Origin of the sequence: Mesorhizobium sp. BR1-1-13 (genome assembly GCF_020165515.1) — a bacterium.
GTDB lineage: Bacteria > Pseudomonadota > Alphaproteobacteria > Rhizobiales > Rhizobiaceae > Mesorhizobium.
The window spans coordinates 516,207-538,696 of record NZ_JAIUIH010000003.1 but is presented as its reverse complement, the minus strand read 5'-3'; the positions used below and the strand labels follow the sequence as shown (position 1 = coordinate 538,696).

Below are 22,490 nucleotides of genomic sequence, written 5' to 3'. Positions count from 1 at the left end.
GCTCGACACGGATCGGATTGCGCCGCACTTCCAGGGCCGGCGGCGCTACACCGCATTGGTCAGCCGTACGAACTCCTCGACATCGAGCGTCTCGGCGCGCCGGGTCGGGTCGATCCCGGCGCGTTCGAGCAGGGCCTCGCCGCCGAGGCTCTTAACGCTCTGCCGCAGCATCTTTCGGCGCTGGCCGAAGGCGGCTTCCGTGACGCGGCCGAGTTTTTTCACGTCGGCGCATAGCGGCGTCACTCGCGGCTCGAGATGCACGACGGAAGAGGTCACCTTGGGCGGCGGTGTGAACGCCTGGGGCGGCACGTCGAACGCTATCCTGGCCTGCGTGCGCCACCCGGCCAGTACGCCGAGCCTGCCATAGGCCTCGCTGCCAGGCGCGGCGACGATCCGCTGGGCCACCTCGCGCTGGAACATCAGGGTCATCGAGGCATAGAAGGGAGGCCACTCCGCGACGGTCAGCCAGCGGACCAGCAGTTCCGTGCCGATATTGTAGGGCAGGTTGGCCACGATCCTGACCGGCCCGCCGTCACCGGCGGTCGCGGCAAGCGTCGGAAAGTCGATCTTCAGGGCGTCGCCGGAAACGACCTCCAGCCGGCCGGGATAATGGACCGATATCTCGGCGAGGGCCGCCAGGCAGCGTTCGTCGCGCTCGATGGCGACGACCTTGCGCGCGCCGTTGAAAAGCAGGGCCCTTGTCAACCCGCCAGGGCCGGGGCCGACCTCGATTACGGTCGTCTCCGCCAGGCTGCCGGCGGTGCGCGCTATCTTGCCGGTCAGGTTGAGGTCGAACAGAAAATTCTGGCCCAGTGCCTTCTTTGCCTGCAAGCCGTGGCGCTCGATGACCTCGCGCAGCGGCGGCAGCCCATCCATGCTCATGAGTTGAGCCTCATTGCGTGACAAATTTGGCGTCGGTGTCGGCCAGCTGCCGTGCAAGCCGCAGCGCCGCCATCAGGCTGTCGGGCCGGGCGATGCCCTTGCCGGCGATATCGAAGGCGGTGCCGTGGTCGGGCGAGGTGCGGATGAAGGGCAGGCCGAGCGTGACATTGACCGCTTCATCGAAGGCCAGCGCCTTGGCCGGTATCAGCGCCTGGTCGTGATACATGCACAGCGCCACGTCGTAGCCGGCCCGGGCCCGGGCATGGAACAAGGTGTCCGCGGGCAACGGCCCGAACGCGTCGATGCCTTCGGCTTGCAGGATCTCGATCGCCGGTCGGATGATGCGCTGGTCCTCCAGGCCCATGGAGCCATCCTCGCCCGCATGCGGGTTGAGGCCGGCGATGGCGAGCCGTGGGTTGGCGATGCCAAAGCGGTCCCTGAGGTCGGCGGCGGTGACCCGCGTCGTGGCGAGGATCAGGTCGGTGGTCAGCGCCTTCGGCACTTCGGCCAGCGCGATGTGAATGGTGACGGGAACGGTGCGCAGGTCGGGGCCTGCCAGCATCATCACCGGCATCGCTTCCACGCCGCTATGCCGCGCCGCCAGATACGCCAGATATTCGGTGTGGCCGGGAAAGCGGAAGCCGGCGTCGTAGAGGGGCTTCTTGGCGATCGGGCAGGTGACGACGGCCGCGGCGTCGCCGGCGAGGCTAGCGGCCACCGCCCGATCGATCGCTTCGATGATGCCCGCCGCATTGGCCGGATCAGGCTGGCCGGGGCTGTCGATGAAGCGGGCAGACAGCGTAACGACCGGCAGTGCGCCGCCAAAGACCTCGGTTGCCTGCGCTGGCGTCGTTTCCTCGATAGGCAGCGAAACGCCGAGGCGGCGCGCCCGCGAGGCGATCAGCGCGGGATCAGCGAGGAGATAGAAGGGCGGAAGGGCTGCGGCTGTACGCGCCAGAAACGCGGCAATCGCGATTTCCGGTCCGATGCCGGAAGGATCGCCGACGCTCAACGCCAGCGCGCGCATCGCCCTGTCCACCTCAGCGCTTGACGATGCGGGCTTTTGCCTTCAGCTCGTCGACATATTTCTTGCTGAGATCGTCGGCCGCCTTGTCGTTGGAGCCTTCGCTCTGGAAAACCATCTGGGCGACCTTGTCGTCGGACACCTCGCGCGACGAACAGATACCGATGAACTCGACACCGCGCTCCGTTTGGCGGGTAGGCGTGGCGCCGCCAACCTTGGTGGCCTTGATCTGCTCGGCCCAGTCCGGCGGCAGTTGCGGCGCCAGCACCCGGCCGAGATCGCGAACGGTGACGTCGATCAGGCCCTTGGCGAACTGCCGCGTCGTGTTGCAGCCGTTGAAGCGGGCACGCATGGCGTCGGCTTCGCGCTTGCGCTTGCCCAGCGTCGCGCTGCGTTCGGCCGCCGGCACGACGAAGATGACCTGCTGGAGCATGTATTCAGTGGCGCTCGGCTTGGAGCCGCCCTTGTCGAGCATGCGCCTGACCGCGTCCTGCTCGGTCACGCTGCCGCCCTCGCCGGAACGGTACCGTGCGCTCAAGGCCTGATTCCAGGCCATCTGGGCGCGGATGAACTCCTTGAAATGGCCCTTGCTGACGCCGGACTTTTCCATGACGCCGTCGAGCTGGCTGAGCTGCATCTTGTTGCTCGAGGCAAAGCGCTGGTACGCGGCCTCGACCTGCGCGTCGCTGATGTGAATCCCAAGCCGTCTGGCTTCGGCCATGCGCAAGGTCTGATCGATCATTTCCTGGCCGGCGTCGCCCTTCTTGCGCTGCAGCTTGAGGAAGGCGGCGCGATGCGCGATGTCGCCGCTGGTGATCGGTATGTCGTTGACGACGTACTTGATCTCGCTGGCGAAAGCCGGCGGCGTGATGATGGCCATCGACACGGATGTCGCCGCCACAAGCAGCGCCAACCCTGCTGAAAAGAGGTATTTCCTCATCGCAAACATCCCAATTCTATCCCGGTCCCGCCCAACTTCATCCTTCTTCGGGGTTTGTGAAGTCCCTGCCAGCCCTATGCGGCGAAACGATGTCGCGGGTTACTGGGTGGTATCGAAGGCGCTGCTCGACGATCCGAAATCGCCGAGGGTGCGGAACGACAGGTTGAAGCCGATGCTCTGCGTCACCTCCCTGGTGTTCAGGTCGCGCGACTGCGAGTACGTCATCAAATAGGTGAAGCAGGAATCATTGTAGGCGAAACCGACCCCGTCCTTGACCAGCAGGCTTTCCTGCAGGTCATAGGTTCCCGTCCCGAACACGCGCCAGTTCTCGGCAAGATGCGTGGACGCGCCGAGCGTGACCTCGTGCCGGTCGGTGGTGAAGCCATAGAGCGGCTGAGCCTGGATGAAGGCGTATTTGGCGCTCAGCGACACCGGCAGGCCGGAATAGGCGGCCTTTACCTCGGCGCGGCGAACCTCGAAGCTCTGCTCGTCGAAACGGCCGCTGACCGAGGCGGCGAACCCGTTCGGGCTGCTGACGCCAAACAAGCCGACATAATCCGACTTGGTGTTTTCGAGGCCCGAATAGGCGCCGACATTGACCAGGTCTGGCGCGTCGAAGGAGTTCTCGCCGCCGATCTGGTAGGACTGGCCGAAGATGGCGTTGGTGCCCCAGCCGTTGATGTAGGAACCGGAATAGCGCAGGCCCACATTGGCGCGCGAGCCGCCTTCGATGCGGTCATAGCCGGAGAACTTGTCGCGCTCGAACAGGGTGCTCGCGTCGAAGACCATGCTCTGCGCATCTTCGTTCGGCACAGCCAGGCCGCCGACATATTGTTCGTTGGGGCGCAGGAACACCTGCGCCATCGGCTCGAACACATGACTGGAGCCGCTGGCCATGGAAAACAGCAGCGGCCAGCTCATCTCAAGTCCGGCGGTTGCCATATAGCGGGCGAAAGACGAGCGCATATCGTCCTGCTCGCCCAAATTCGTCGCCATCTGGTTGACGGCTGCGAGTGAAGCTGATGACGCGTTGACATAGTCGACGTCGCCCTGCAGCGCCAGCAAGGGTGTCAGCACCAACCCGTCATCGGTGACAAATGACCGCTTCCACTCGGCTTGGGCGGTGAGCCGGCCGGATTCGCCCTCGATGCCGCGCACACGTTGGGTGCCTGAAGGGGGGAAGTAGGGGGTGAAATAGGTCTCGTCGAGATCATCGCGGCGGATGACGCGCGAATTGACGTTGAACGACAACTGGCCGCCTGCGACCGACGTATCCGGAATGTAGGCATAGTCGAGCGAGGGCAGCACCCAGGGCTGCTGGCCACTTCGCGCAGCGATGTTGCTGTCCAGCGTATCTTCCTGCACCTCGAAATGCATGGCGCGCAGGTCGAAATAATTACGGCCGTCGAGCCCCGTCAGGTAAACCGACGACTGGTGAACGGACCCGTTGTATTTGTCGATGGCGTAGGTGTTCGAGAAGTTCTTGTCGGTCTGCAGCAGCACGTCCCAGCCGAAATTCCAGCGCGCATTGATGGCGAACTGGCCCTGTGTGCCCATCATGCCGCGGAATTTGTTCGGATCGCCCGCCTCGCCCGAATCGACATTGCGGCCGGCGGCATCGATGAAGGCATCGGGATCCCGCTGCTGAATGCCCGCGATCTTCAGGCTATATTCGCCATTGTTGAAGCGCTGGCGCCATTCAGCCTCACCGAGAAAGCCCTGCTTGGTAAAGCCGGTGCCGGTGACGGTCAGGTCGTAAGTCGGCGAGAGCGCGAAATAATAGGGGACCTTCACCCCCACGCCCAGATCGCTTTTGAAGACGATGCCGGGGATCAGGAAGCCGCTCTTGCGCTTCACCGTCGGGTCGGCGATCTCGAACGCCGGCAGGTAGGCGAGCGGGAAGCCGAAGAATTCGAAATTCGCATTCTCGAAACGGACCGTCTTTTTCTCGCCGTTCCAGATGATCTTCCTGGCCTTCACGCGCCAGGTCGGCGCCTTGTCGGGCTTATCCTCGCACGGTTCGCAGGCAGTGTAGACGCCATTGTGGAAGGTGGTCAGCACGCCGCCCATGCGTTCGGCGCTTTCGGCGGCGAAATAGGCCTTGTCGATGGTTTCGACGCGGAGCGCGTTGACGAAACCGTCGGCGAAGTCGTCGGTGATGTCGATATGATCTGAATTGATCTTGGTGCCGTCGCTGTTGATCACCTCGACATTGCCGCTTGCGACCATGCGCTTGGTGTTGCGGTTGTACTCGACCTTCTGCGCGACAAGTCGGTTGCCGCCGTAGTCGATCTGCACGCCGCCGACGGCGGTCACGGTCTGATTGTCGTTGTTGTAGACCAGCGTATCGGCCGCCAGCAGCATCTGCGAGCCGGACGGCACCTTGGTCGCCATGTCGCCGACATCCTGCGCGAACGCAGGCAGCGGAACCGCGCATGCAAACAGGCATGCCAAGGCGGTCGCCGCATAAAGGCGCGCCAAACCGGCCTGCCTGTTAGTGGGCAAAAAGGCCTCCCTCACTAGCCGTCTTCCTTGTATAGCAGGAAAGTCACCCCGAAGAACATAGCTACCACGACCGGCACCCAGGCAGCTACGACAGTCGGCACGAACCCCGCCACGCCGAATGCCTTCACCAGCACCGAAACGACATAAAGCAGAAACCCGGCAACGACGCCACCCAGAATCATCGTTGCCGATTGCCCCATCCTTGCAAATCGCATTGAAACTGTTGCCGCAATCAGCGTCATGGCGACGAGCAGGAACGGCAACGCCACCAGCGAATCGAACTGCATGGCAAAGGCATTTGCCTTGAGGCCGAAGGAACGGGCAACCTCGATTTTTCCCGGCAGATCGTAGAATGGAATGGTCTCCGGGCGCGCCAGCCGCTCCTGCACGAATTCGGGCTTCAGATTGGTCGGCACGCGATCGTTTGCCGCAGGCTGGATGGTGCCGTTCCTGAAGGTCTTGACGTCCTGCAATTCCCAGTAGCCGTCCCGCAGGTAGGCGCGCGCGGCATCCTTGCGCTCGACGATATCGCCTTGCGGGTCGAGGATGAAAAAGACAGCGTCAGCCATCTCCAGGCCCTGGTTGAGGATGGCGCGCGCTCCGATGATGGTGTCTCCGGAACTGGTTTTCTGCCGGATCCAGGGCGCGGCGTCGGCCGACACCGTATTCGACTTGCCCGAGCGCAACTGGGTTTCGATCTGTTCGGACCAGGAAAAGGCGTGCGCGGCGAGCGGGTTGATGAGACCGACCGACAGGACGCCGAACAACAGCGCTCCGATGCAGCACGGCAGAAGGAACTGCCAGGCCGAAACGCCGGCCGAGCGCGCTATGACCAGTTCATACCTGCGGTTGAGCGAGACCAGCGTCGCCATCGCCGAGAAGAGACCGACAAACGGCACGGTCTGCAACATGATCATCGGCATCCTGAGTCCGGAAATGGCCAGCGCCGTTCCATAGGTGAAGCCGGGCAGGCCGGTCGTGCGGCCGGAAAGCTCGGTGAAATCGATCAGGAACACCAGCGCAAGCAGGCCGATGAAGAACCACACGGTGATCGTGACATAGCGGAAGAAGAAGTAGCGTCCCAGCGTCCAGCCCATCAACTGACCCCCTGGCCCGAGGCGCTGCGCCGGGACAGGCGCAGCTTGACGGCATTCCAGGCGTCAGCCATGCGGCTGGCGAGATTCGTCAGCCAATCTGCCCAGGCCACCGGCAGTTCCATCGTCCGGTTGGATGCGATGAACCAGATTGCCACCGCCGACGACACGATGGGCACGCCGTAGACCATATACGCATATTGCGGGACCTCGTCGGCCTTGCTGGCGGCGAAGAAGCCCAGCCAGCGCACGAACAGCGATATCGCGATGGCCGTGATCAGCGGATTGACGCGCGCCTCCCGATGCGAGCGTGCATCTCCGGCGACCGCGAGTGCGATCAGGGCGAAAACCATGGAATAGAGCCATTCCGAGAACCGCTGGTCGACCTCCGCCCGGTATTCGTTCGGGCGCTGCTGATAGACCTTGTCGTTGGCACTCGGGTTGAGCAGGTACTGGGTCGTCTGGTCTTTTGGCATCAGCGTCACCTCCGACGCTGCCGCCATGAAGGCCGACATGTCGAAGGCATAGGAGGTGAAGCGGATGACCGAGAGGTCGCCGGTCAGCGTCTTTCGATGGATGACGCCGTCATTCATCATCAGCACCTTTTCGCCGCCGCGTTCGACGATGCTGCCGGTCTTGGCATAATAGACGAGGTTGACCCCTTCCTCGCGTGAATCCGCGACGAAGATGCCGCCCAGCCGGTTGTCGGGGAGCCGCTCGCCTATCTGCAGGAACAGCCCGTCATCGATCTTGCGGAATGTGCCCTCCTGGATGATCAGCGACAGAAGATCCGCGCGTGACTCCGCCACCAGCATCCGGTTCTTCTGGCGCGCATAGGGGTCGATGCCATTGTCGACGGCGAAGGAAAAGACGCTGGCTGCGGCCGCGAGAATCATGATCGGCCGCACGATGGTCCAGCGCGAGGCGCCCGCTGCGTTGACGACTGCGAGCTCCGAATCCGAATTCATGACGCTGAGCGTCTGGGCAACCGCCACCACGAGCGCGAAGGGCACCACGATCGGAATGATCGAGGGAAGAATGAGGGCCGCAACCTCGAAGAAGGTCAGCGCCGACTGGCCGCTGTCGGTGACGAGGTCGATCTTGGCCAGCACTTGCGTCGTCCAGACAATGGCCAGCGTCCAGGCCAGCGCTGCAATAAAGACCACGAAAGCGCGGCGCATGATGTAGCGTTCAACGACCTTCATGAAGGCTTTTCTCAATTTTCTCGAACGGCATCATGCCACCAGATAAGGGTAGCCGTCCGGCGACGCCCGCACAACTGGCTGCGTCGGGCTCTGTCAGGCAGACGATCCGGTTCCCGTCCCACATCGCGCGCCACGTTGGGCCGGAGTGTCGGCGGGATTGGATAAGAAAGGGCGAACATCGATGGTTAACAACAGGTTGCGGCCAAAAAGCGGAGCCGTGCCGCGACGAATCGCCATCGATTCATGTGCCATATGGGGAGCCAGCTTGGCAAAGTCTTGCCAAATGCCGGAAAACGACCAAATGTCGCGGATCGCTTCCAACCGCTTCGCGCGAGCCGCGCATTCCCCGAAAGCAGGACATGATGAACCAGAGACCCTCGATCGCCTTCGCAAAATTCGCCGCGCCGCAGACCGCCGCGAACAGGAAGGGGACGGTCTTCGTGCTGGCGGCGGATGATGGCGGCCTGAGCGAAACCGCCGCGGCGTATGATCCCGGCAAGACGCTGGAACGGGCCTTCCCGGTGGCCGAATTCACGGCCAAGTTTGCCAGCGTGGTGGAAGTGCTGACGCCGCAGGCAAGCTCGCTCGACCGGCTGGTCGCGATCGGCGCCGGCAAGGTGTCGGGGCTCGACGAATACGCCTGGACGAAGCTGGGAGGCACCATCGCAGCGTCGCTGCGCAAGGCGACCGACGTAGCGGTGGTGCTCGACGTGGTCGGCGCCTCGTCAAGCGGTGCGCAGGCGGCCAGCCTTGCCGCCGGTATTCTTCTGCGCAGCTATTCCTTCGACAAGTACAAGACCAGGAAAGACAAGGACGATGGCCAAGGCGACAGGGCCGAGCCGAAAAAGCCTGCCAAGATAACCATCCACACCGCCGATCCGGCGGGTGCGAAGAAGGCGTTCGCCGAGACCGAGGCTGTGATCGACGGCGTGCTTTTGGCGCGTGACCTCGTCAACGAGCCGGCAAACGTCCTGGGACCTGTCGAGTTTGCCGCCCGCGCCAAGGAACTGGAAGCCCTCGGCGTCAAGGTCGAGATCCTGGCCGAAAAGGAGATGAAGAAACTCGGCATGGGGTCGCTGCTCGGCGTCGCGCAAGGCTCGCCGCGCGGCGCCCGCATGGCCGTCATGCAGTGGAGCGGCGGCAAGGCCAAGGACAGCCCGGTCGCCTTCATCGGCAAGGGCGTCACCTTCGACACCGGCGGCAATTCGATGAAACCGGCATCCGGCATGGAGGACATGAAGGGAGACATGGGCGGCGCCGCGGCGGTGACCGGACTGATGCATGCGCTCGCCGCCCGCAAGGCGAAGGCCAATGTCGTCGGCATCATCGGGCTGGTGGAAAACGCCGTCGACGGCCATGCGCAGCGTCCCGGCGACATCGTTACCTCGATGTCGGGCCAGACCATCGAGGTGCTCAACACCGATGCGGAAGGGCGCCTCGTGTTGGCCGACGCGCTCTGGTACTGCAATGACCGTTTCCAGCCGAAGTTCATGGTCAATCTGGCGACGTTGACCGGCGCGATCATGGTCGCGCTCGGCCAGCACTATGCCGGTCTGTTCTCCAACAATGACGAACTGGCGGAACGCCTGGCGACAGCCGGGCAGTCGACGCAGGAGCGGCTGTGGCGCATGCCGCTCGGTCCCGAATACGACAAGCTGATCGATTCCAAGAACGCCGACATGAAGAACATCGGCGGCCGCTATGGCGGCGCCATCATCGCCGCGCAGTTCTTGCAGCGCTTCGTCAAGGACACGCCCTGGGCGCATCTCGATATCGCAGGCACCGCCATGGGAGCGCTGTCGAACGAAATCAATCAGTCCTGGGGTTCCGGCTTTGGCGTGCGGCTGCTCGACCGGCTCGTGCGCGACCACTACGAGAACTGATCGGACCCATGGCCGACGTGCTGTTTTATCACCTGACCGAATCGACGCTGGAGGATGCGCTGCCAGGCCTTCTTGAGCGCAGCGTCGATCGCGGCTGGCGCGCCGTGGTGCAGACCGGCACCGAGGAGCGGCGCGACGCGCTCGACCAGCATCTGTGGACGTTCCGTGACGATTCCTTCCTCGCGCACGCCACTGATCGCGAAGCCCATCCCGCCGAGCAGCCGATCCTTTTGACCACCGCCGAAGGCAACCCGAACGCGGCGCAGATACGTTTCCTGGTGGACGGAGCGGCACCCCCTGACCTTGGCGGCTACGAGCGCGCCGTGTTCCTGTTCGACGGTCACGATGCCGCCCAGGTCGAGGCCGCCCGCGGGCACTGGAAGACGATGAAAGACGCCGGCCACGCGGTGACCTACTGGCAGCAGACGCCCGACCGCCGCTGGGAGCGCAAAGCCTAAGGGACGTCAGCGGCGGCTGATCACTGCCTTGTTGATAATGTGGATCGCGATCATCGAGCCGGAAGAAACCTGTCGCTCGTCACATGAGCAGCCTTACTTCTTCACTTGCGGATGGATCGTCTCGCCGCGCTTGAGCATCTCGACAAAAGTCTCGATCTTCTTCCTGCGGCCGGCCTCGGTCTTCATGTTGTGGATACGGAAGGCGAGCGCGAAGCGGTTTTGCGCGCTGAGTTTTTCGAGCATTTGCCGAGCCTCTGGCTCGGCATCGATCGCGGCCTGCAGGTCATCGGGAATTTTCATGTCCTTGCCGCCGGCATAGGCACGCGCCCAGCGGCCATCGGCCTTGGCGGCTTCGACCTCGGCCAGCCCATGCCGCGTCATCCGGCCGTCGTCGATCAGCCGGGCGACATTGTCGATGTTGATCTGGCTCCAGATGCTTTTCTTCGTCCTCGGCGTGTAGCGCTGCAGGAAGCTCTTGTCGTCGAGCCCCTTGCGCACCGCGTCGATCCAGCCCCAGCACAGCACGACGTCGATCGCTTCCTTCGGCGAGATCGACCTCAGTCCCGAGCCGGTCTTGTGGATTTTGATCCAGACCTCGGTTTCCCTGTCATGATGCTCGCCCAGCCAGGTATAAAAGCTCTCGGCGTCCTCGAATTCGTGCACCTTGTCGGGGTCGACCTTGACCGGCGCCATCAGCGGCCCTCGTCCATGCTTTGCGGTTGCACTTTCAATGCGGCATTTCCAGCTGGATGACAATCGAAGGCGAAGATCATGGCGCTGCCCGATGACGGCGGTTCTGCGGTGGCCCGCAGGCGCGGACCACCGCAGGTCGTTTCACTGCCCGCCCATTTCCTTCTTGAACGTGTCGAAATCGACCTGCATGCCATTGAAGATGGTGCTCCAATGGCGGGTCAGCGCCGCCATCGCCACCGCCTCCTGGATTTCCTCATCGGTAGCGCCGGCGCGCTTGGCGTCTCGCGTGTCCGACCAGATGCAGTAGTTGCACGGGATCTGCGCCGCCACCGCCAGCGAAATCAGCGATTTGACCTTTGGCGGCAGCGCCGTCTTGTCGCTGAGTTCGATGGCCTTGACCTCGGCCCAGGCGCCGGGCAGACCGGCTTTGGGAAGTTGCTTCACAAAGCTCGGCACGCCGCCCATGGTCGACTGGATGTCCTTTATGGTTGCATCGTAGTCATCGGCATAGGCAGGGGCCGCGGCGAGGACGCAGGCCACGGCGGTTAGTGCCAACGCACGATGGAGGGAAGAATGCACGGATTTGGCAATGCGATGGTGTGACATGTGTTCCTCCTCTGGTCTTTGTTAGCCTTACTGTGTAAGGTAAAGTGAAAAATGAACCTTACGCTGTAAGTTGTCAAGCGCGGCCATGGACTCATCGATCAAAAAAAAGCGAGCACGCGGACGGCTGTCCCGCGAGATGATCGAGGATGCCGCTTTCGAGGTGATCGAGAAGGAGGGCCTTTCCGGTTTTTCGATGCGCAAGCTCGCCGCCGTGCTCGGCTGCGAGGCGATGAGCATTTATCATCACTTCCCCTCGCAAGCGCACCTCTATGAGGCGTTGGTCGATCGCCAGGTCAGCGGGATGGTTATCCCCGACGACAGCATGCCATGGCGCGACAGGATTCGGATGGTCATGCATGAGTTTCGCCGTGTTGCGAGGGAGCACCCGGCCTTCGCACCATTCCTTGTCGTCTACCGGATGAATTCGCCGCCTTGCCTGGCCATGCTGAACGGTGTCATCGGCCTGTTCGAGGCTGGCGGTTTCGGCCCGGAACTCAGCGCCAGGCTGTTTCGCACCGCCAGCTATTATCTCATGGGCGCGATCCTCGACGAGACCGCGGGCTACGCCAAGGGCCCGTCGGCGGTGACCACCGTCGACGACGAGCAACTGGCGAAGGATTTCCCCAGTGTCATGGCGGCCGGGACCTATTTCGGCACCGGCGGTTTCGACAAGACGTTCGAACTCGGCCTCGACATGCTATTGGACGAAATGGAGCGCCTGCGCGACAGCGCCAATGCAGGCTAATTGTCCGGCAACGCCCGATTACAAGGTGATTCCCTGAATGCGCTTTCTGTTCCTGTTGATCCTGCTCGCCGGCATCGGCGTCGGCGCCATCTATCCATGGGCGATGACCAATTTCTCCGGTCACCAGATCGGCAGCTGGCGGGTCTATGAGGGCGGCCGCTTCAAGCAAGTCACCGTGCCGCTTGCCGCGCGCGACGCGCCGGTGAGGGTGCTGGTCGACTTGACCGCGAGGGCCGAGCGCATCGTTTCGCAGCAGCGCACGGTGCTGACGCTGACAGCCGCCACCGGCGGTCGCACGGCGCTTGCCTCGACGCTTCAGTTCAATCATTCCGACAATCCGCGTCAGGCGAGCCCGCAACTGCCCGACAAGATCTTCCGCGACGAGGCTGGCGTGATCCGGACCGTCGGCCCCGGCCCCTATGTCTTCACCGTCGGTCCCGGCGACGCCGAGGATATTCCGATACGCGCGGTCGATCTTGTCTTGCGCTCCGGTGTCGGCGAGACCGACAGCCGTGCGCGACCGGTTGGCTTCGCGCTGATGGCGATCGGCCTGATCGGCTTCCTGCTGTCCTTGCGTTCTGCCGGCGGCCGGCCGCAAAATCCGAATTCACAGCCACCGCCGCCACGCTGGGGCAGGGGCACCACATGAACTATCGCCACGCCTATCACGCCGGAAATTTTGCCGACGTCGTCAAGCACGTCGTGCTGACGCGGCTGCTCGAATATCTGAAGCAGAAGGACAAGGCCTTTCGCGTCATCGACACCCATGCCGGCACCGGCCGCTACGATCTGTCCTCGCTCGAGGCGCAGAAGACCGGCGAATGGCAAGGCGGCATCGGCCGGCTGGTCGATGCTGCGCCCGAAGCCCAGGCCGCAATGCTGCTTGCGCCCTATCTCGACGCGGTGCGTGCGTGCAACGCAGACGGTCAATTGAAAAAATACCCGGGCTCGCCGTTGGTCGCGCGGCACCTTCTGCGCAAGCAGGACCGGCTGTCGGCGATCGAGCTGCACCCGAAGGATGTCGCGAAGCTGAAGACGGAATTCGCCGGCGATTTCCAGACAAGGGTGATCGAGCTCGACGGCTGGCTGGCGCTCGGCGCGCACCTGCCGCCGAAGGAAAAGCGCGGGCTGGTGCTGATCGATCCGCCATTCGAGGAAGAGGGCGAGTTCGGCCGCCTCGTCGACGGGCTGGCGAAGGCGTACAAGCGCTGGCCGGGCGGCATCTATGCGCTGTGGTATCCGATCAAGGACCGCAAGGCGGTGATTGGCTTCCGCAAGGCGCTGAAGGAAACCGGGGTTCCGAAATTGCTCGACATCGAATTCGAAATCCGGCCCGCATCGCAAGAGCCCAGCCTCGACGGCAGCGGCCTGGTCGTGGCCAACCCGCCCTTCACGCTGGAAGGTGAATTGCGCATTCTCCTGCCGGCCCTGCACAAATTGCTGGTCTTGGAAAAGCCGGCGCAATGGACGCTGAACTGGCTGGCAGGGGAGTAGCAGCGGCGGCGGAATGCCGAGTGCAGGCCGCGTTCTCATAATGGACTGGATTAAACAGTCAAAGCGGTTCTTCAGCCGACCCGGCTCCGCTCCGATTCCGCGATATGCCGTGCGCCAATGCCGAGGGCGTTATGCCCGACAGCCGCCGGCTTTCGCGGATGAGATGGGCTTGGTCCGAATAGCCGGCTTCGGCCGCCAGCACCGCGGTCGAGGCATCGCCGGACACCCGTTGCAGGCGACGGAAGCGATGGAAGCGCAGGATGCGGTCGAGCGTCTTCGGCCCGTAGCCGAAATTCTCTTCGAAGCGGCGGCGCAAGGTCCTCTCGCTCAGGTGCAGCGCGCGAAGCAGAAAGGGCACCAGAGGCGCGCCGGCCGGCAGGCCGCGGTTAATGGCGTCATAAGCATGATGCATGACCGGATCGAGGACCTCATGCCCGTCGCCGGATTGGCCGACGGCGTTCTCCAGGGATTTCACCAGGGCAGCGAGATCGGGATTTGCACGGACACGGCCCGCGAGCTGGCGTGCCCTGGCACCCCATAACTCATTCAGGTCGAGCCGCTGTCCGACGATCTCGCTCGCCGGCATGCCCAGCCAGGCCGCAGCGGCACCTGGTCGGAAGCGGAAGCCGATGACCAGGGCGCCGGAGGGCAGCGCCTCGACCTGCGGCTCCTTGTCCGGCCCGGCGATGCGGAACCGGCCGTCGATCCATTGCAGGTCGATCGTCGCATCCGGCGTGACGATGACGGGTGGTGCGTCCTTTTCCTGCATGGAGTGGACCCACACCGAAGCGAACGCGCCGCCCAGCCGCGGATGTGCGGGGCGTTCACGGAAAGAGCCGGTGGTCTGCGCCAGTACCGCTTCCATTCATCCGCTCTCGCCAGTTTTCCCGGCCTACGCGCCGGCATTTTGGCCGAAATCTTCAATTCGCGGCGCCTCCGCCATGGCAAATCAAACGCAGCCTGTCGGCGATGGTTGCGCGGACCAGTCATACCCGCTCCCCGCCCGGCGGCGAAACAACGCTGATCCTTGAAAGGAGAATGGACATGAAAGCCCGAATAAGTGTCGTCACGCTTGGCGTCGACAATCTGGAAGCATCGCTCGAATTCTATCGCACCGGGCTGGGGCTTCCGAGCGAAGGCATCATCGGCCGCGAATTCGAGCACGGCGCCGTCGCCTTCTTCACCCTGCACGGCGGATTGAAGTTCGCCATCTTCGAGCGCAGCAGCATCGCACATGATGCAGGCATCGCCCATGATGCGGGCATCGGCCAGAGCGGCCGCAGCCCGACCGAGCTCACCCTCGGCCATAATGTGGCCAGCGAGACCGAGGTCGATGCGGTGATGGCTGAGGCGGTCAAGGCCGGCGCGCACCTGGTCAAGCCGGCCCAGAAGACTTTCTGGGGCGGCTACGCCGGCTACTTCCAGGATCCCGACGACCATCTCTGGGAGGTCGTCTACAATCCTGCCTTCGTTCCCGAAGACTGAGGCGGAGCGGAGCCTGGCCATGGTCAGCGATATCGCACCTGCGTTCGGCCTGCTGCTGATCGGCGGCGTCTTTCTTTGGGCCGGGGTCGAGCATTTCGTCAGGTTCAGGGCGATCAGCGAAGACCTGGCGGCGCGGCGATTTCCGGCTCCGGCCTTCCTGCTCGCCGCAGGCTCGGTGCTGGAGGTGGTGGCCGGCTTCTGCCTCGCCATCGGCGCCGCGGTGCCCTATGCCGCCGGCGCGCTGATCCTGTTCACGGTGGCGGCGAACCTGCTCGTCCTGCCTTTCTGGCGCCATCACGGGCCGGAAAGGCAGGTGCTGAGGTCCGCCTTCCTGGTCAACATCGCCGTTATCGGCGGGCTGCTGCTGGCGGCGCGCCTCGGCTGATGGCCGGTGGCCAAAGCCGGCGGCCACACCCTGGAAACCATTGTCAATGCAATCGCTTGACCGCCGCCCGGCGAATCCCGCACAGTGCACGCAATCGACCTTGAGAGGCTGCCATGACTCGCTTCGCCCGCTCCGCCCTTGCCGCCCTGATCTCGCTCTGCACGCCGTTTGGCACATCGCTTGGCTTCACCCAGGCGGCGCAAGCCGCTGATCTTGCCGTCTATTCTGACGAGGACAGCGGCATTTGCGGCGAAGCCTGGGTGCTGAACAAGATCACCAGCCGCTTCTCCTACCAGGTGCGGCACGTGCCGCACCTGCCGGATGTCGCGATCACCGATTTCCACCGCATCCACCAGCATCGCTACTTGCCGGCCAGCGAGGAATGGCCGATCGGCCGTCGCTATTGCGGCGCTACGGTCGCCCTCTCGGATGGCCGCGACCGCGCCATCTGGTATCTGATCGAGGAAGGCCAGGGCTTTGCCTCGATCGGCGACAATGTCGAATTCTGCGTCTCGGGCTTTGACCGCTGGATGGTCTACAACGGCCGCTGCCGCATCCTGCGCTAGCGGGCGGTTTCCAGTTTCGATTTCGTTAGCGCCTGCGGCTCAAGCCGCGGGCCTTTTCTGCGACCCGGGGTATCGGCCCTGACGAAAATATGTGCCGCGCGCCACGCGCCGACAATTTCTCCCCGATCGCAGTGCTATTTCCTGCCCCGTTTTGCTTCGGCTTCACCGATGATCTTTCGAAGAAAGGCAATGTGACCGCGAAAAGCGCGGCGCCCGATCGTCGTTGCTCTGATCCGTGTCCGCGGCCGTCGCCCGATGAAAAGCTTTTCAACATCGACGTAGCCCGCTTTGGCCAGCGTATCGAGATGCGCGCCGAGATTTCCGTCGGTGGTTTCGATCATGGCTTTCAGCTGCGTGAACTCCAGCGCCTCGCGTCTTTCCAGCGTGTTCAGGGCGGCCATGATCCTGAGCCGTGTACTCTGATGGACGATGTCGTCGGCACTCATCAATCGGCTCCAATGCTGCGTACTTTGAGCTGTCACCCTATGGCTCTGCAGCCTCGGGCAGTACTAACCATTCGCCCTTGTGAACGACATCGAACGCATTTGACAGAATACTCTGGCATGCAGAGTAATCTGTCAATTCAGTGATGAAACCAGGCTTGACAAGGTGATCTCCAGATCGGCGCATCGCATTGCACTTGTAATCCGAAGGGACCGGTCGCCTGCAAAAGATGATCATTCTCTATAAGCCGCAGCTCATGATATTCGCGCGCGAAGATCAATGCGCGAAGCTGCTTCCTGACCTTTGCAGTCTCATGGCAGGCGCGCCCTCGCAGCGTATCGAGAATGTCGGTGCCAAATTTCTGGCGATATCGGAAGATCACGCCATATTTTTGCGATGATGAGTGCGATCATGCGTCGATCGCAACGAAAATTTAAGCTGAGAAAATCATATCATTGCTTCGCTGGCTAGCGAGGCGCGAGTCAGATAAGCATGACACGCCGGGCCATTAACGGTCGTCGGCATAACGCAAGGGGCATCGCATGGCTAAGCAGTCATCAAAAGCGCCGGCATCCAAGGCACCGGCAAAGAAAGCACCTGTAAAAGCGGCAGCGGCGAAAGCCGCGACCGCAGTCAAGAAAGCAGCACCCGCTGCCAAGCCGAAGGCGGCAGCGCCCAAGGCGAAGGCGGCACCGGCCAAGAAGCCGGCAGCCAAGGCCGCCGCGAAACCGGCGGCGAAGAAGGCAGCGCCCGCCAAGGCCAGCGCCGCATCCGCGAAGAAGGCTGCACCGGCCAAGAAGGCCGCTCCGGCAAAGAAAGCCGCTCCGGCAAGGAAGCCCGCTGCCAAGGCCGCAGCCAAGCCCGCTGCGAAGAAGGCATCTCCGGCCAAGGCTCCGGCCAAGGCCGCCGCGGCGAAGTCTTCGGCACCGGTGAAGAAGGCGGCACCCGCCGCCAAGAAAGCAGCGCCGGCGAAGACCGCGAAGAAGTAGTCACGTTTCTTCGCGCCGGGGACCGTGTCGGCAGAAATGAGGGCAGGTGCCGTTGAGGCCCTCGCCCTCTGCTCTGGCATTGGGGCGCAACGAGAGGGGCGGACGCCAGATATCTTTCGCAACTCCCAGGACTTCGCCGCAGGGCGAAGTCCGGTGGGCTTTTGTTGTGCGCTATCGTGCGGCGGCGGAACGATCGTTGGTTTGTCCGGCCTGTCGGAGTGTTGCCGTCGTCACATGTGGCGCATCCAGATAAAGGCGTACAAGAGACCAAGGCATGCAGGAGTGGTCGCCGGTTGCTGGCGGCTGGTTTTTCCGCTTCTGGCTGTTGCGCGGGGAAGGGCGCCCGGTCAACAGTGACGGCCTGCCAACGGGAACCCGATCATGCCGAAACTGCTTTACGCCTCCACGTCCCCCTACAGTTCCAAGGTACGAATGGCGGCCCTTTATGCCGGCATCGCCGTCGACCTGGCGCCTGTCAAAACCGAAGACAAGCCGGCCGAACTGATCGGCGCCAATCCGCTGGGCAAGATCCCTGTGCTGGTGCTCGACGACGGCCGCTCGATCCACGACAGCCGAGCCATCACCCAGCAGCTCAACCGGATGTCGAAGAGCGCGTTGTTTCCGCGCAATCCCGACAAGCGGCTGGAAGCGGAAGTGCTGGAAGCGTTGGCGGACGGCATCTGCGACTGTGCGCTGTCGATGGTCTATGAGCGCCGCACGCGGCCCGAGGAGATGGTCTACCAGCCCTGGCTCGACCGCCAATGGGCGAAGATCACCGCCGCGCTCGATCTGCTCAATGCCAATCCGCCGAAACTGCCGAAGAAGATCACCGCCGGCCAGATGGCGCTGCGCGCCTGCCTCGGGTACCTGGCGCTGCGTTTCGCCGGGAAATGGGAAAAAGGCCGCAACCGGCTGGTCCGCTGGGCCGCGCGCTTCGATGAGAAATTCCCGGACCTGAAACCCTGCGTTCCCGCGTGAGCGGCAGACAATAAAAAAGCCGGGCGCGAGGCCCGGCTTCTTCGTGTCGTGGCTTGAACGACTTAGAACTTCATACCGACGCCGAAGGTGACGCGGTTGTCGGTGGCCTTGACCTTGCCGATGCCATCGAAGTCCTTGCTGCCGAAGTCGGTGTAGCGGTATTCGACGCGGCCGAACACATTGTCGGTCAGCTTGATGTCGGTACCAAGACCGGCGGTCCAGCCGATCATGGTGGCGCGATCGCTGGCGCCGAGGACGCTGTCCTCCACCTTCAGGCTCCTGCCGGCGAGACCACCGGTGCCGTAGAGCAGGATTTCCGGGGTCACAGCGTAGCCGAGACGGGCACGAAGCGAACCTTCGAAGCCGGCCTTGGAGTCGATGCCATTATCGTCGCCCTTAACGCCGTTGTAGCCGAGTTCGGCTTCACCGCCGTAGACGAAGTTCTCCTGCTGCCACTGATAGCCGCCGAAGACGCTGCCGATGAAACCGTTGGTATCGGTGTCAACGTCGAAATCCTTTTCCTTGGTACGGCCACTGAAGCCATAGCCAAGATTAATACCGGCATAGGGGCCGGCCCAGGACGCGACGGGCAGTTCGGCGACCGGGGCAGGTGCCGGCGGCTCTTCCTGGACCACATCGGCGGCATAGGCAGTTCCACCGAGGGCGAAGAGCCCGAGCGCTACGGCCAGCGGCCGTGCGAATTTGAGATTGGCTTGCATTGTTGTTACTCCTTAAGCCACAGGACACAGGCTTGTTCTTACGATCGCCCATCAACCCGTCCGGGGGGTGAAACGGATCTGGCGTTCGTCGGTTCCAAATGTCGTGTCGAAATGCGGCTGAAGCGAACCTGAACTTGGGTCATTCCCCGGCGCGAATGAGGCAGAAACGTGACGTTGCATCTTCGCAACAGCGAAATGTCAGCAGATGGGCCGTGCTTCGCCGTACGCGGCTTGGTGCAAGGAGTCCGGCCCCCTATATTGTTTCGAAGCTGGCTCATTGCGGGCCGGCTAGAGATGCCGAACCGGCCGTTTCGCCACAATGCTGCCGCAGGTGCGAACGCCATTTAACGGGTGGCGGGCCATAATTTGCCGGCGCCCTCCTTCGCGCCGAAACCGAGGATTGACAACAGATGAGCAAAGCCACCGCGGCGCTGGTGACGGGCGGGGCAAAACGGATCGGTAGCGCGATTGTCGAGGATCTCGCCGCCCACGGTTTTGCCGTCGCCATTCACTGCAACCGCTCGCGCGACGACGCGGATGCGCTTGCCCAGCGGATCAACCGCGCCGGCGGCCACGCCGCCGTGGTCGCCGCCGATCTGACCGACATGGCCGACGTCGGCGGCCTGATCGGCCGCGCCGAAGCCGCGCTCGGGCCGATCTCGCTACTAGTCAACAACGCTTCGCTGTTCGAGGACGATTCGGTTCTTGACTTCGACTGGGAGGGCTGGGACCGCCACTTCGCCATTCATGTGAAGACCCCGGCGCTGTTGGCGCAGAACTTTGCCCGGGCACTGCCGGACAGGCGAGAGGGGCTGATCGTCAACATGATCGACCAGCGTGTCTGGCGGCCGACGCCGCGCTACTTCTCCTATGCGCTGTCCAAGTCCGCCTTGTGGACGGCAACCCAGATGATGGCGCAGGCGCTCGGCCCGCGCATCCGCGTCAACGCCATCGGTCCCGGCCCGACCCTGAAGAACGCGCACCAGGACGACAGCGACTTTGCCGCGCAACTCGCCGGTCTCATTTTGAAACGCGGCCCGCAATTGCCGGAATTCGGCGCCACAATCCGCTATCTCTGGGAAGCCCGCTCGATCACCGGGCAGATGATCGCGCTTGATGGCGGCCAGCATCTTGCATGGCGCACACCTGATGTGACAGGCATGACGGAATGAGTCCTGCAGAGCAGAAACACAAGATGCGTGGCGGCGCCGACGATCTGCCTCCCGAAATCGACGTCGAGGACGAGGCGGCGGAGGAGATCGTCGAACCGGCCGGCCCGGACGTCGCCTTCACCGCCATCGACTGGACGCCGCGTGCCGGCGATGCCGACGGCATGGTCGGCGCCGAGGTGATCCAGACGCTGGTCAAGCGGCTGCCCAATGCGCCGGGCGTCTACCGCATGATGAATGCCAATGGCGACGTGCTCTATGTCGGCAAGGCCCGCAGCCTGAAGAAGCGCGTCACCAATTACGCGCAAGGTCGCTTCCACACCAACCGCATCGGCCGCATGGTGCGCGAAACCGCGACGATGGAGTTCGTCGTCACCCGCACCGAGATCGAGGCGCTGCTGTTGGAGGCCAACCTCATCAAGCGGCTGCGGCCACGTTTCAACGTGCTGATGCGCGATGACAAGTCGTTTCCCTACATCCTCTTGACCGGTGACCATGTCTCGCCCGGCATCTACAAGCATCGCGGCGCGCGTTCGCGCAAAGGTGATTATTTCGGCCCATTCGCTTCCGCGGGCGCGGTCGGCCGCACCATCAATTCCTTGCAGCGCGCCTTCCTGCTGAGGAGTTGCACCAACTCCTTCTACGAGAACCGCACGCGGCCCTGCCTGCTCTATCAGATCAAACGCTGCGCCGGTCCCTGCACCGGCGAGATTTCGCATGGCGACTATGCCGAGCTGGTCGCGGAGGCGAAGGATTTTCTTTCCGGCCGCAGCCAGAAGGTGAAGACCGAGATTTCGGCCGCCATGCAACAGGCCTCGCAAGATCTCGATTTCGAGCGCGCCGCCATCTATCGAGACCGGCTGGCGGCACTCTCGCACGTGCAGAGCCACCAGGGCATCAATCCGCAGACCGTCGACGAGGCCGATGTCTTCGCAATCCATCAGGAGGGCGGCCAGGTCTGCATCCAGGTGTTCTTCTTCCGCACCGGCCAGAACTGGGGCAACCGCGCCTATTTCCCGAAGGCCGATCCGGCGCTGGAAGGCGCAGAGGTGCTGGGCTCGTTCCTGGCGCAGTTCTACGACAACAAGCCGACCCCGCGGGCCATTCTGCTGTCGCACGCCGTGGAGGACCAGGAACTGTTGGCTGAGGCGCTCTCGACCCGCGCCGGCCGCAAGGTGTCGATCTCGGTGCCGCAGCGTGGCGAGAAGAAAGACCTGACCGATAACGCGTTGCAAAATGCCCGCGAGGCGCTCGGCCGCCGGCTGGCCGAAACCTCAACGCAGGCCAGGCTGCTTGCCGGCTTTGCCGAGACCTTTGGCCTCGAAAAGCCGCCGGTGCGCATCGAGGTCTACGACAATTCGCACATCATGGGCACCAACGCCGTCGGCGCCATGGTCGTCGCCGGGCCGGAAGGTTTTGTGAAGAACCAGTACCGGAAATTCAATATCCGCTCGACCGAGATCACGCCCGGCGACGATTTCGGCATGATGCGCGAAGTGATGGAGCGGCGCTTTTCACGATTGCTCAAGGAGCATGGCGATGTGACGCCCGACGATGCTGCGGCAGGCGAGGCGGACAGCGATGAAGGCGACATGTCAGGCGGCTTCCCTGCCTGGCCGGACGTTATCCTGATCGATGGCGGCCAGGGCCAGATGAGCGCCGTGCGCAAGATCCTCGCCGATCTCGGTATCGAGGACCGGGTCGTGGCCATCGGCATCGCCAAGGGCCAGGACCGCGACGCGGGCCGCGAGCGCTTCTTCGTCAAGGGCAGGGACTCGTTTTCCCTGCCGGTACGCGATCCCGTGCTCTATTTTGTCCAGCGCCTGCGCGACGAGGTTCACCGTTTCGCCATCGGCTCGCACCGGGCTCGCCGCAAGAAGGAGATGGTCAAGAGCCCGCTCGACGAGATCGGCGGCATCGGTCCCAGCCGCAAACGGGCGCTGCTGATGCATTTCGGCACCGCCAAGGCGGTCGGTCGCGCGGCAATCGAGGACCTGGTAAAGGTCGACGGCATTTCCGAGCAGGTGGCCAGACTGGTTTACAACCATTTCCACGAGAACTGATGCATGTCGCCCGAAAGCCGCCGTCAGCTCCCGGGCGAAGCAAGGAGCGGCGCGGCGGAGCCCGCGAGATGACGAGATTGGCCTATTTTTGCTGGCCAATCGATTTTGGCCTGTTGACCCCCTACATCAGCTTCTGATTTGAGTACGCAGGCAGAAAGAGTTC

At 63.3% G+C, this 22,490-nt stretch carries 23 protein-coding genes; 12 read left to right on the top strand and 11 right to left on the bottom strand.

The genetic code is table 11. The features are described from left to right. Nucleotides 1–45 precede the first annotated feature (45 nt). The 6 genes from rsmA to lptF all read right to left on the bottom strand — a co-directional run bounded on the left by rsmA (nt 46) and on the right by lptF (nt 7,650). Complete coding sequence (rsmA, locus tag LB533_RS10300; protein ID WP_224677128.1) at nt 46–882, bottom strand: 16S rRNA (adenine(1518)-N(6)/adenine(1519)-N(6))-dimethyltransferase RsmA; 837 nt, start codon at nt 880–882, stop codon at nt 46–48. A gap of 10 nt (nt 883–892) precedes the next feature. Beyond that, nucleotides 893–1,909, bottom strand: a complete 1,017-nt coding sequence (gene pdxA, locus LB533_RS10295) for a 4-hydroxythreonine-4-phosphate dehydrogenase PdxA (protein WP_224677127.1) — start codon at nt 1,907–1,909, stop codon at nt 893–895. Nucleotides 1,910–1,922: 13 nt separating this feature from the next. Continuing rightward, nucleotides 1,923–2,855, bottom strand: a complete 933-nt coding sequence (locus LB533_RS10290; protein ID WP_224677126.1) for a SurA N-terminal domain-containing protein — start codon at nt 2,853–2,855, stop codon at nt 1,923–1,925. Between the two features lie 90 nt (nt 2,856–2,945). Further along, the gene (locus LB533_RS10285) at nt 2,946–5,366 is read right to left on the bottom strand and encodes an LPS-assembly protein LptD (protein ID WP_224677125.1); all 2,421 of its coding nucleotides are present in this window, start codon (nt 5,364–5,366) and stop codon (nt 2,946–2,948) included. Beyond that, nucleotides 5,366–6,451 (bottom strand): LPS export ABC transporter permease LptG, encoded by a 1,086-nt coding sequence (gene lptG / locus LB533_RS10280; protein WP_181165175.1) that lies wholly within the window; start codon nt 6,449–6,451, stop codon nt 5,366–5,368. Before lptG ends, LB533_RS10285 begins: the two co-directional genes overlap by 1 nt. Then, nucleotides 6,448–7,650 (bottom strand): LPS export ABC transporter permease LptF, encoded by a 1,203-nt coding sequence (gene lptF / locus LB533_RS10275; RefSeq protein WP_140494430.1) that lies wholly within the window; start codon nt 7,648–7,650, stop codon nt 6,448–6,450. The genes lptG and lptF overlap by 4 nt, the downstream gene beginning before the upstream one ends. 362 nt (nt 7,651–8,012) lie before the next feature. Here lptF and LB533_RS10270 point away from each other — a divergent pair, with 362 nt between their 5' ends. Together LB533_RS10270 and LB533_RS10265 are read left to right on the top strand one after the other, a co-directional pair. Beyond that, nucleotides 8,013–9,533 (top strand): leucyl aminopeptidase, encoded by a 1,521-nt coding sequence (locus tag LB533_RS10270; protein WP_140638282.1) that lies wholly within the window; start codon nt 8,013–8,015, stop codon nt 9,531–9,533. Between the two features lie 8 nt (nt 9,534–9,541). After that, complete coding sequence (locus LB533_RS10265) at nt 9,542–9,991, top strand: DNA polymerase III subunit chi (RefSeq protein WP_140637612.1); 450 nt, start codon at nt 9,542–9,544, stop codon at nt 9,989–9,991. Between the two features lie 93 nt (nt 9,992–10,084). Here LB533_RS10265 and LB533_RS10260 read toward each other — a convergent pair whose 3' ends face one another. After that, nucleotides 10,085–10,684, bottom strand: a complete 600-nt coding sequence (locus tag LB533_RS10260) for a YdeI/OmpD-associated family protein (protein WP_224677124.1) — start codon at nt 10,682–10,684, stop codon at nt 10,085–10,087. A gap of 141 nt (nt 10,685–10,825) precedes the next feature. After that, entirely contained in the window at nt 10,826–11,290 is a 465-nt protein-coding gene (locus LB533_RS10255; protein WP_224677123.1) for a carboxymuconolactone decarboxylase family protein, read from the bottom strand. Nucleotides 11,291–11,375: 85 nt separating this feature from the next. Here LB533_RS10255 and LB533_RS10250 point away from each other — a divergent pair, with 85 nt between their 5' ends. Genes LB533_RS10250 through LB533_RS10240 form a run of 3 tightly spaced genes read left to right on the top strand, consistent with a single transcriptional unit; the run spans nt 11,376 to nt 13,529 of the window. Beyond that, the gene (locus LB533_RS10250; protein ID WP_224677122.1) at nt 11,376–12,035 is read left to right on the top strand and encodes a TetR/AcrR family transcriptional regulator; all 660 of its coding nucleotides are present in this window, start codon (nt 11,376–11,378) and stop codon (nt 12,033–12,035) included. 37 nt (nt 12,036–12,072) lie between these two features. Further along, complete coding sequence (locus LB533_RS10245) at nt 12,073–12,684, top strand: hypothetical protein (protein WP_140637617.1); 612 nt, start codon at nt 12,073–12,075, stop codon at nt 12,682–12,684. Then, nucleotides 12,681–13,529: a 23S rRNA (adenine(2030)-N(6))-methyltransferase RlmJ gene (locus LB533_RS10240; protein ID WP_224677121.1), complete on the top strand. Its 849-nt coding sequence runs from the start codon at nt 12,681–12,683 to the stop codon at nt 13,527–13,529. Before LB533_RS10245 ends, LB533_RS10240 begins: the two co-directional genes overlap by 4 nt. Nucleotides 13,530–13,587: 58 nt before the next feature. Here the strand turns inward: LB533_RS10240 and LB533_RS10235 are convergent, their stop codons facing one another. Next, a complete protein-coding gene (locus LB533_RS10235) occupies nt 13,588–14,394 on the bottom strand; it encodes an AraC family transcriptional regulator (RefSeq protein ID WP_224677120.1) in 807 nt (268 codons plus the stop codon). Nucleotides 14,395–14,573: 179 nt separating this feature from the next. On the opposite strand from LB533_RS10235, the gene LB533_RS10230 reads away from it, so the two are divergent. The 3 genes from LB533_RS10230 (at nt 14,574) to LB533_RS10220 (ending at nt 15,965) form a co-directional block, all read left to right on the top strand. Beyond that, entirely contained in the window at nt 14,574–15,014 is a 441-nt protein-coding gene (locus LB533_RS10230) for a VOC family protein (protein ID WP_224677119.1), read from the top strand. 19 nt (nt 15,015–15,033) lie between these two features. Further along, nucleotides 15,034–15,399 (top strand): DoxX family protein, encoded by a 366-nt coding sequence (locus LB533_RS10225; protein ID WP_224677118.1) that lies wholly within the window; start codon nt 15,034–15,036, stop codon nt 15,397–15,399. Nucleotides 15,400–15,512: 113 nt separating this feature from the next. Then, a complete protein-coding gene (locus tag LB533_RS10220; RefSeq protein ID WP_140494414.1) occupies nt 15,513–15,965 on the top strand; it encodes a hypothetical protein in 453 nt (150 codons plus the stop codon). A gap of 134 nt (nt 15,966–16,099) precedes the next feature. Here LB533_RS10220 and LB533_RS10215 read toward each other — a convergent pair whose 3' ends face one another. Then, nucleotides 16,100–16,411, bottom strand: coding sequence for a transcriptional regulator (locus tag LB533_RS10215; RefSeq protein WP_140637626.1), 312 nt, complete (start codon nt 16,409–16,411; stop codon nt 16,100–16,102). Between the two features lie 540 nt (nt 16,412–16,951). On the opposite strand from LB533_RS10215, the gene LB533_RS10210 reads away from it, so the two are divergent. Both LB533_RS10210 and LB533_RS10205 read left to right on the top strand, forming a co-directional pair. Further along, nucleotides 16,952–17,398 carry a histone gene (locus LB533_RS10210; protein WP_140637628.1) on the top strand — a complete coding sequence of 149 codons (447 nt, stop codon included), beginning with the start codon at nt 16,952–16,954 and terminating at the stop codon, nt 17,396–17,398. Nucleotides 17,399–17,779: 381 nt separating this feature from the next. After that, nucleotides 17,780–18,376 carry a glutathione S-transferase family protein gene (locus LB533_RS10205; RefSeq protein WP_140494408.1) on the top strand — a complete coding sequence of 199 codons (597 nt, stop codon included), beginning with the start codon at nt 17,780–17,782 and terminating at the stop codon, nt 18,374–18,376. Between the two features lie 62 nt (nt 18,377–18,438). Here the strand turns inward: LB533_RS10205 and LB533_RS10200 are convergent, their stop codons facing one another. Beyond that, complete coding sequence (locus tag LB533_RS10200; RefSeq protein ID WP_140637630.1) at nt 18,439–19,095, bottom strand: outer membrane protein; 657 nt, start codon at nt 19,093–19,095, stop codon at nt 18,439–18,441. A 410-nt stretch (nt 19,096–19,505) separates the two neighbouring features. Between LB533_RS10200 and LB533_RS10195 the strand changes: the two genes are divergently transcribed. Both LB533_RS10195 and uvrC read left to right on the top strand, forming a co-directional pair. Continuing rightward, complete coding sequence (locus tag LB533_RS10195) at nt 19,506–20,267, top strand: SDR family oxidoreductase (RefSeq protein ID WP_140637631.1); 762 nt, start codon at nt 19,506–19,508, stop codon at nt 20,265–20,267. Next, on the top strand, nt 20,264–22,327 hold the full coding sequence (gene uvrC, locus LB533_RS10190) for an excinuclease ABC subunit UvrC (protein ID WP_224677117.1): 2,064 nt from the start codon (nt 20,264–20,266) through the stop codon (nt 22,325–22,327). Before LB533_RS10195 ends, uvrC begins: the two co-directional genes overlap by 4 nt. The last annotated feature ends 163 nt before the right edge of the window (nt 22,328–22,490 follow it).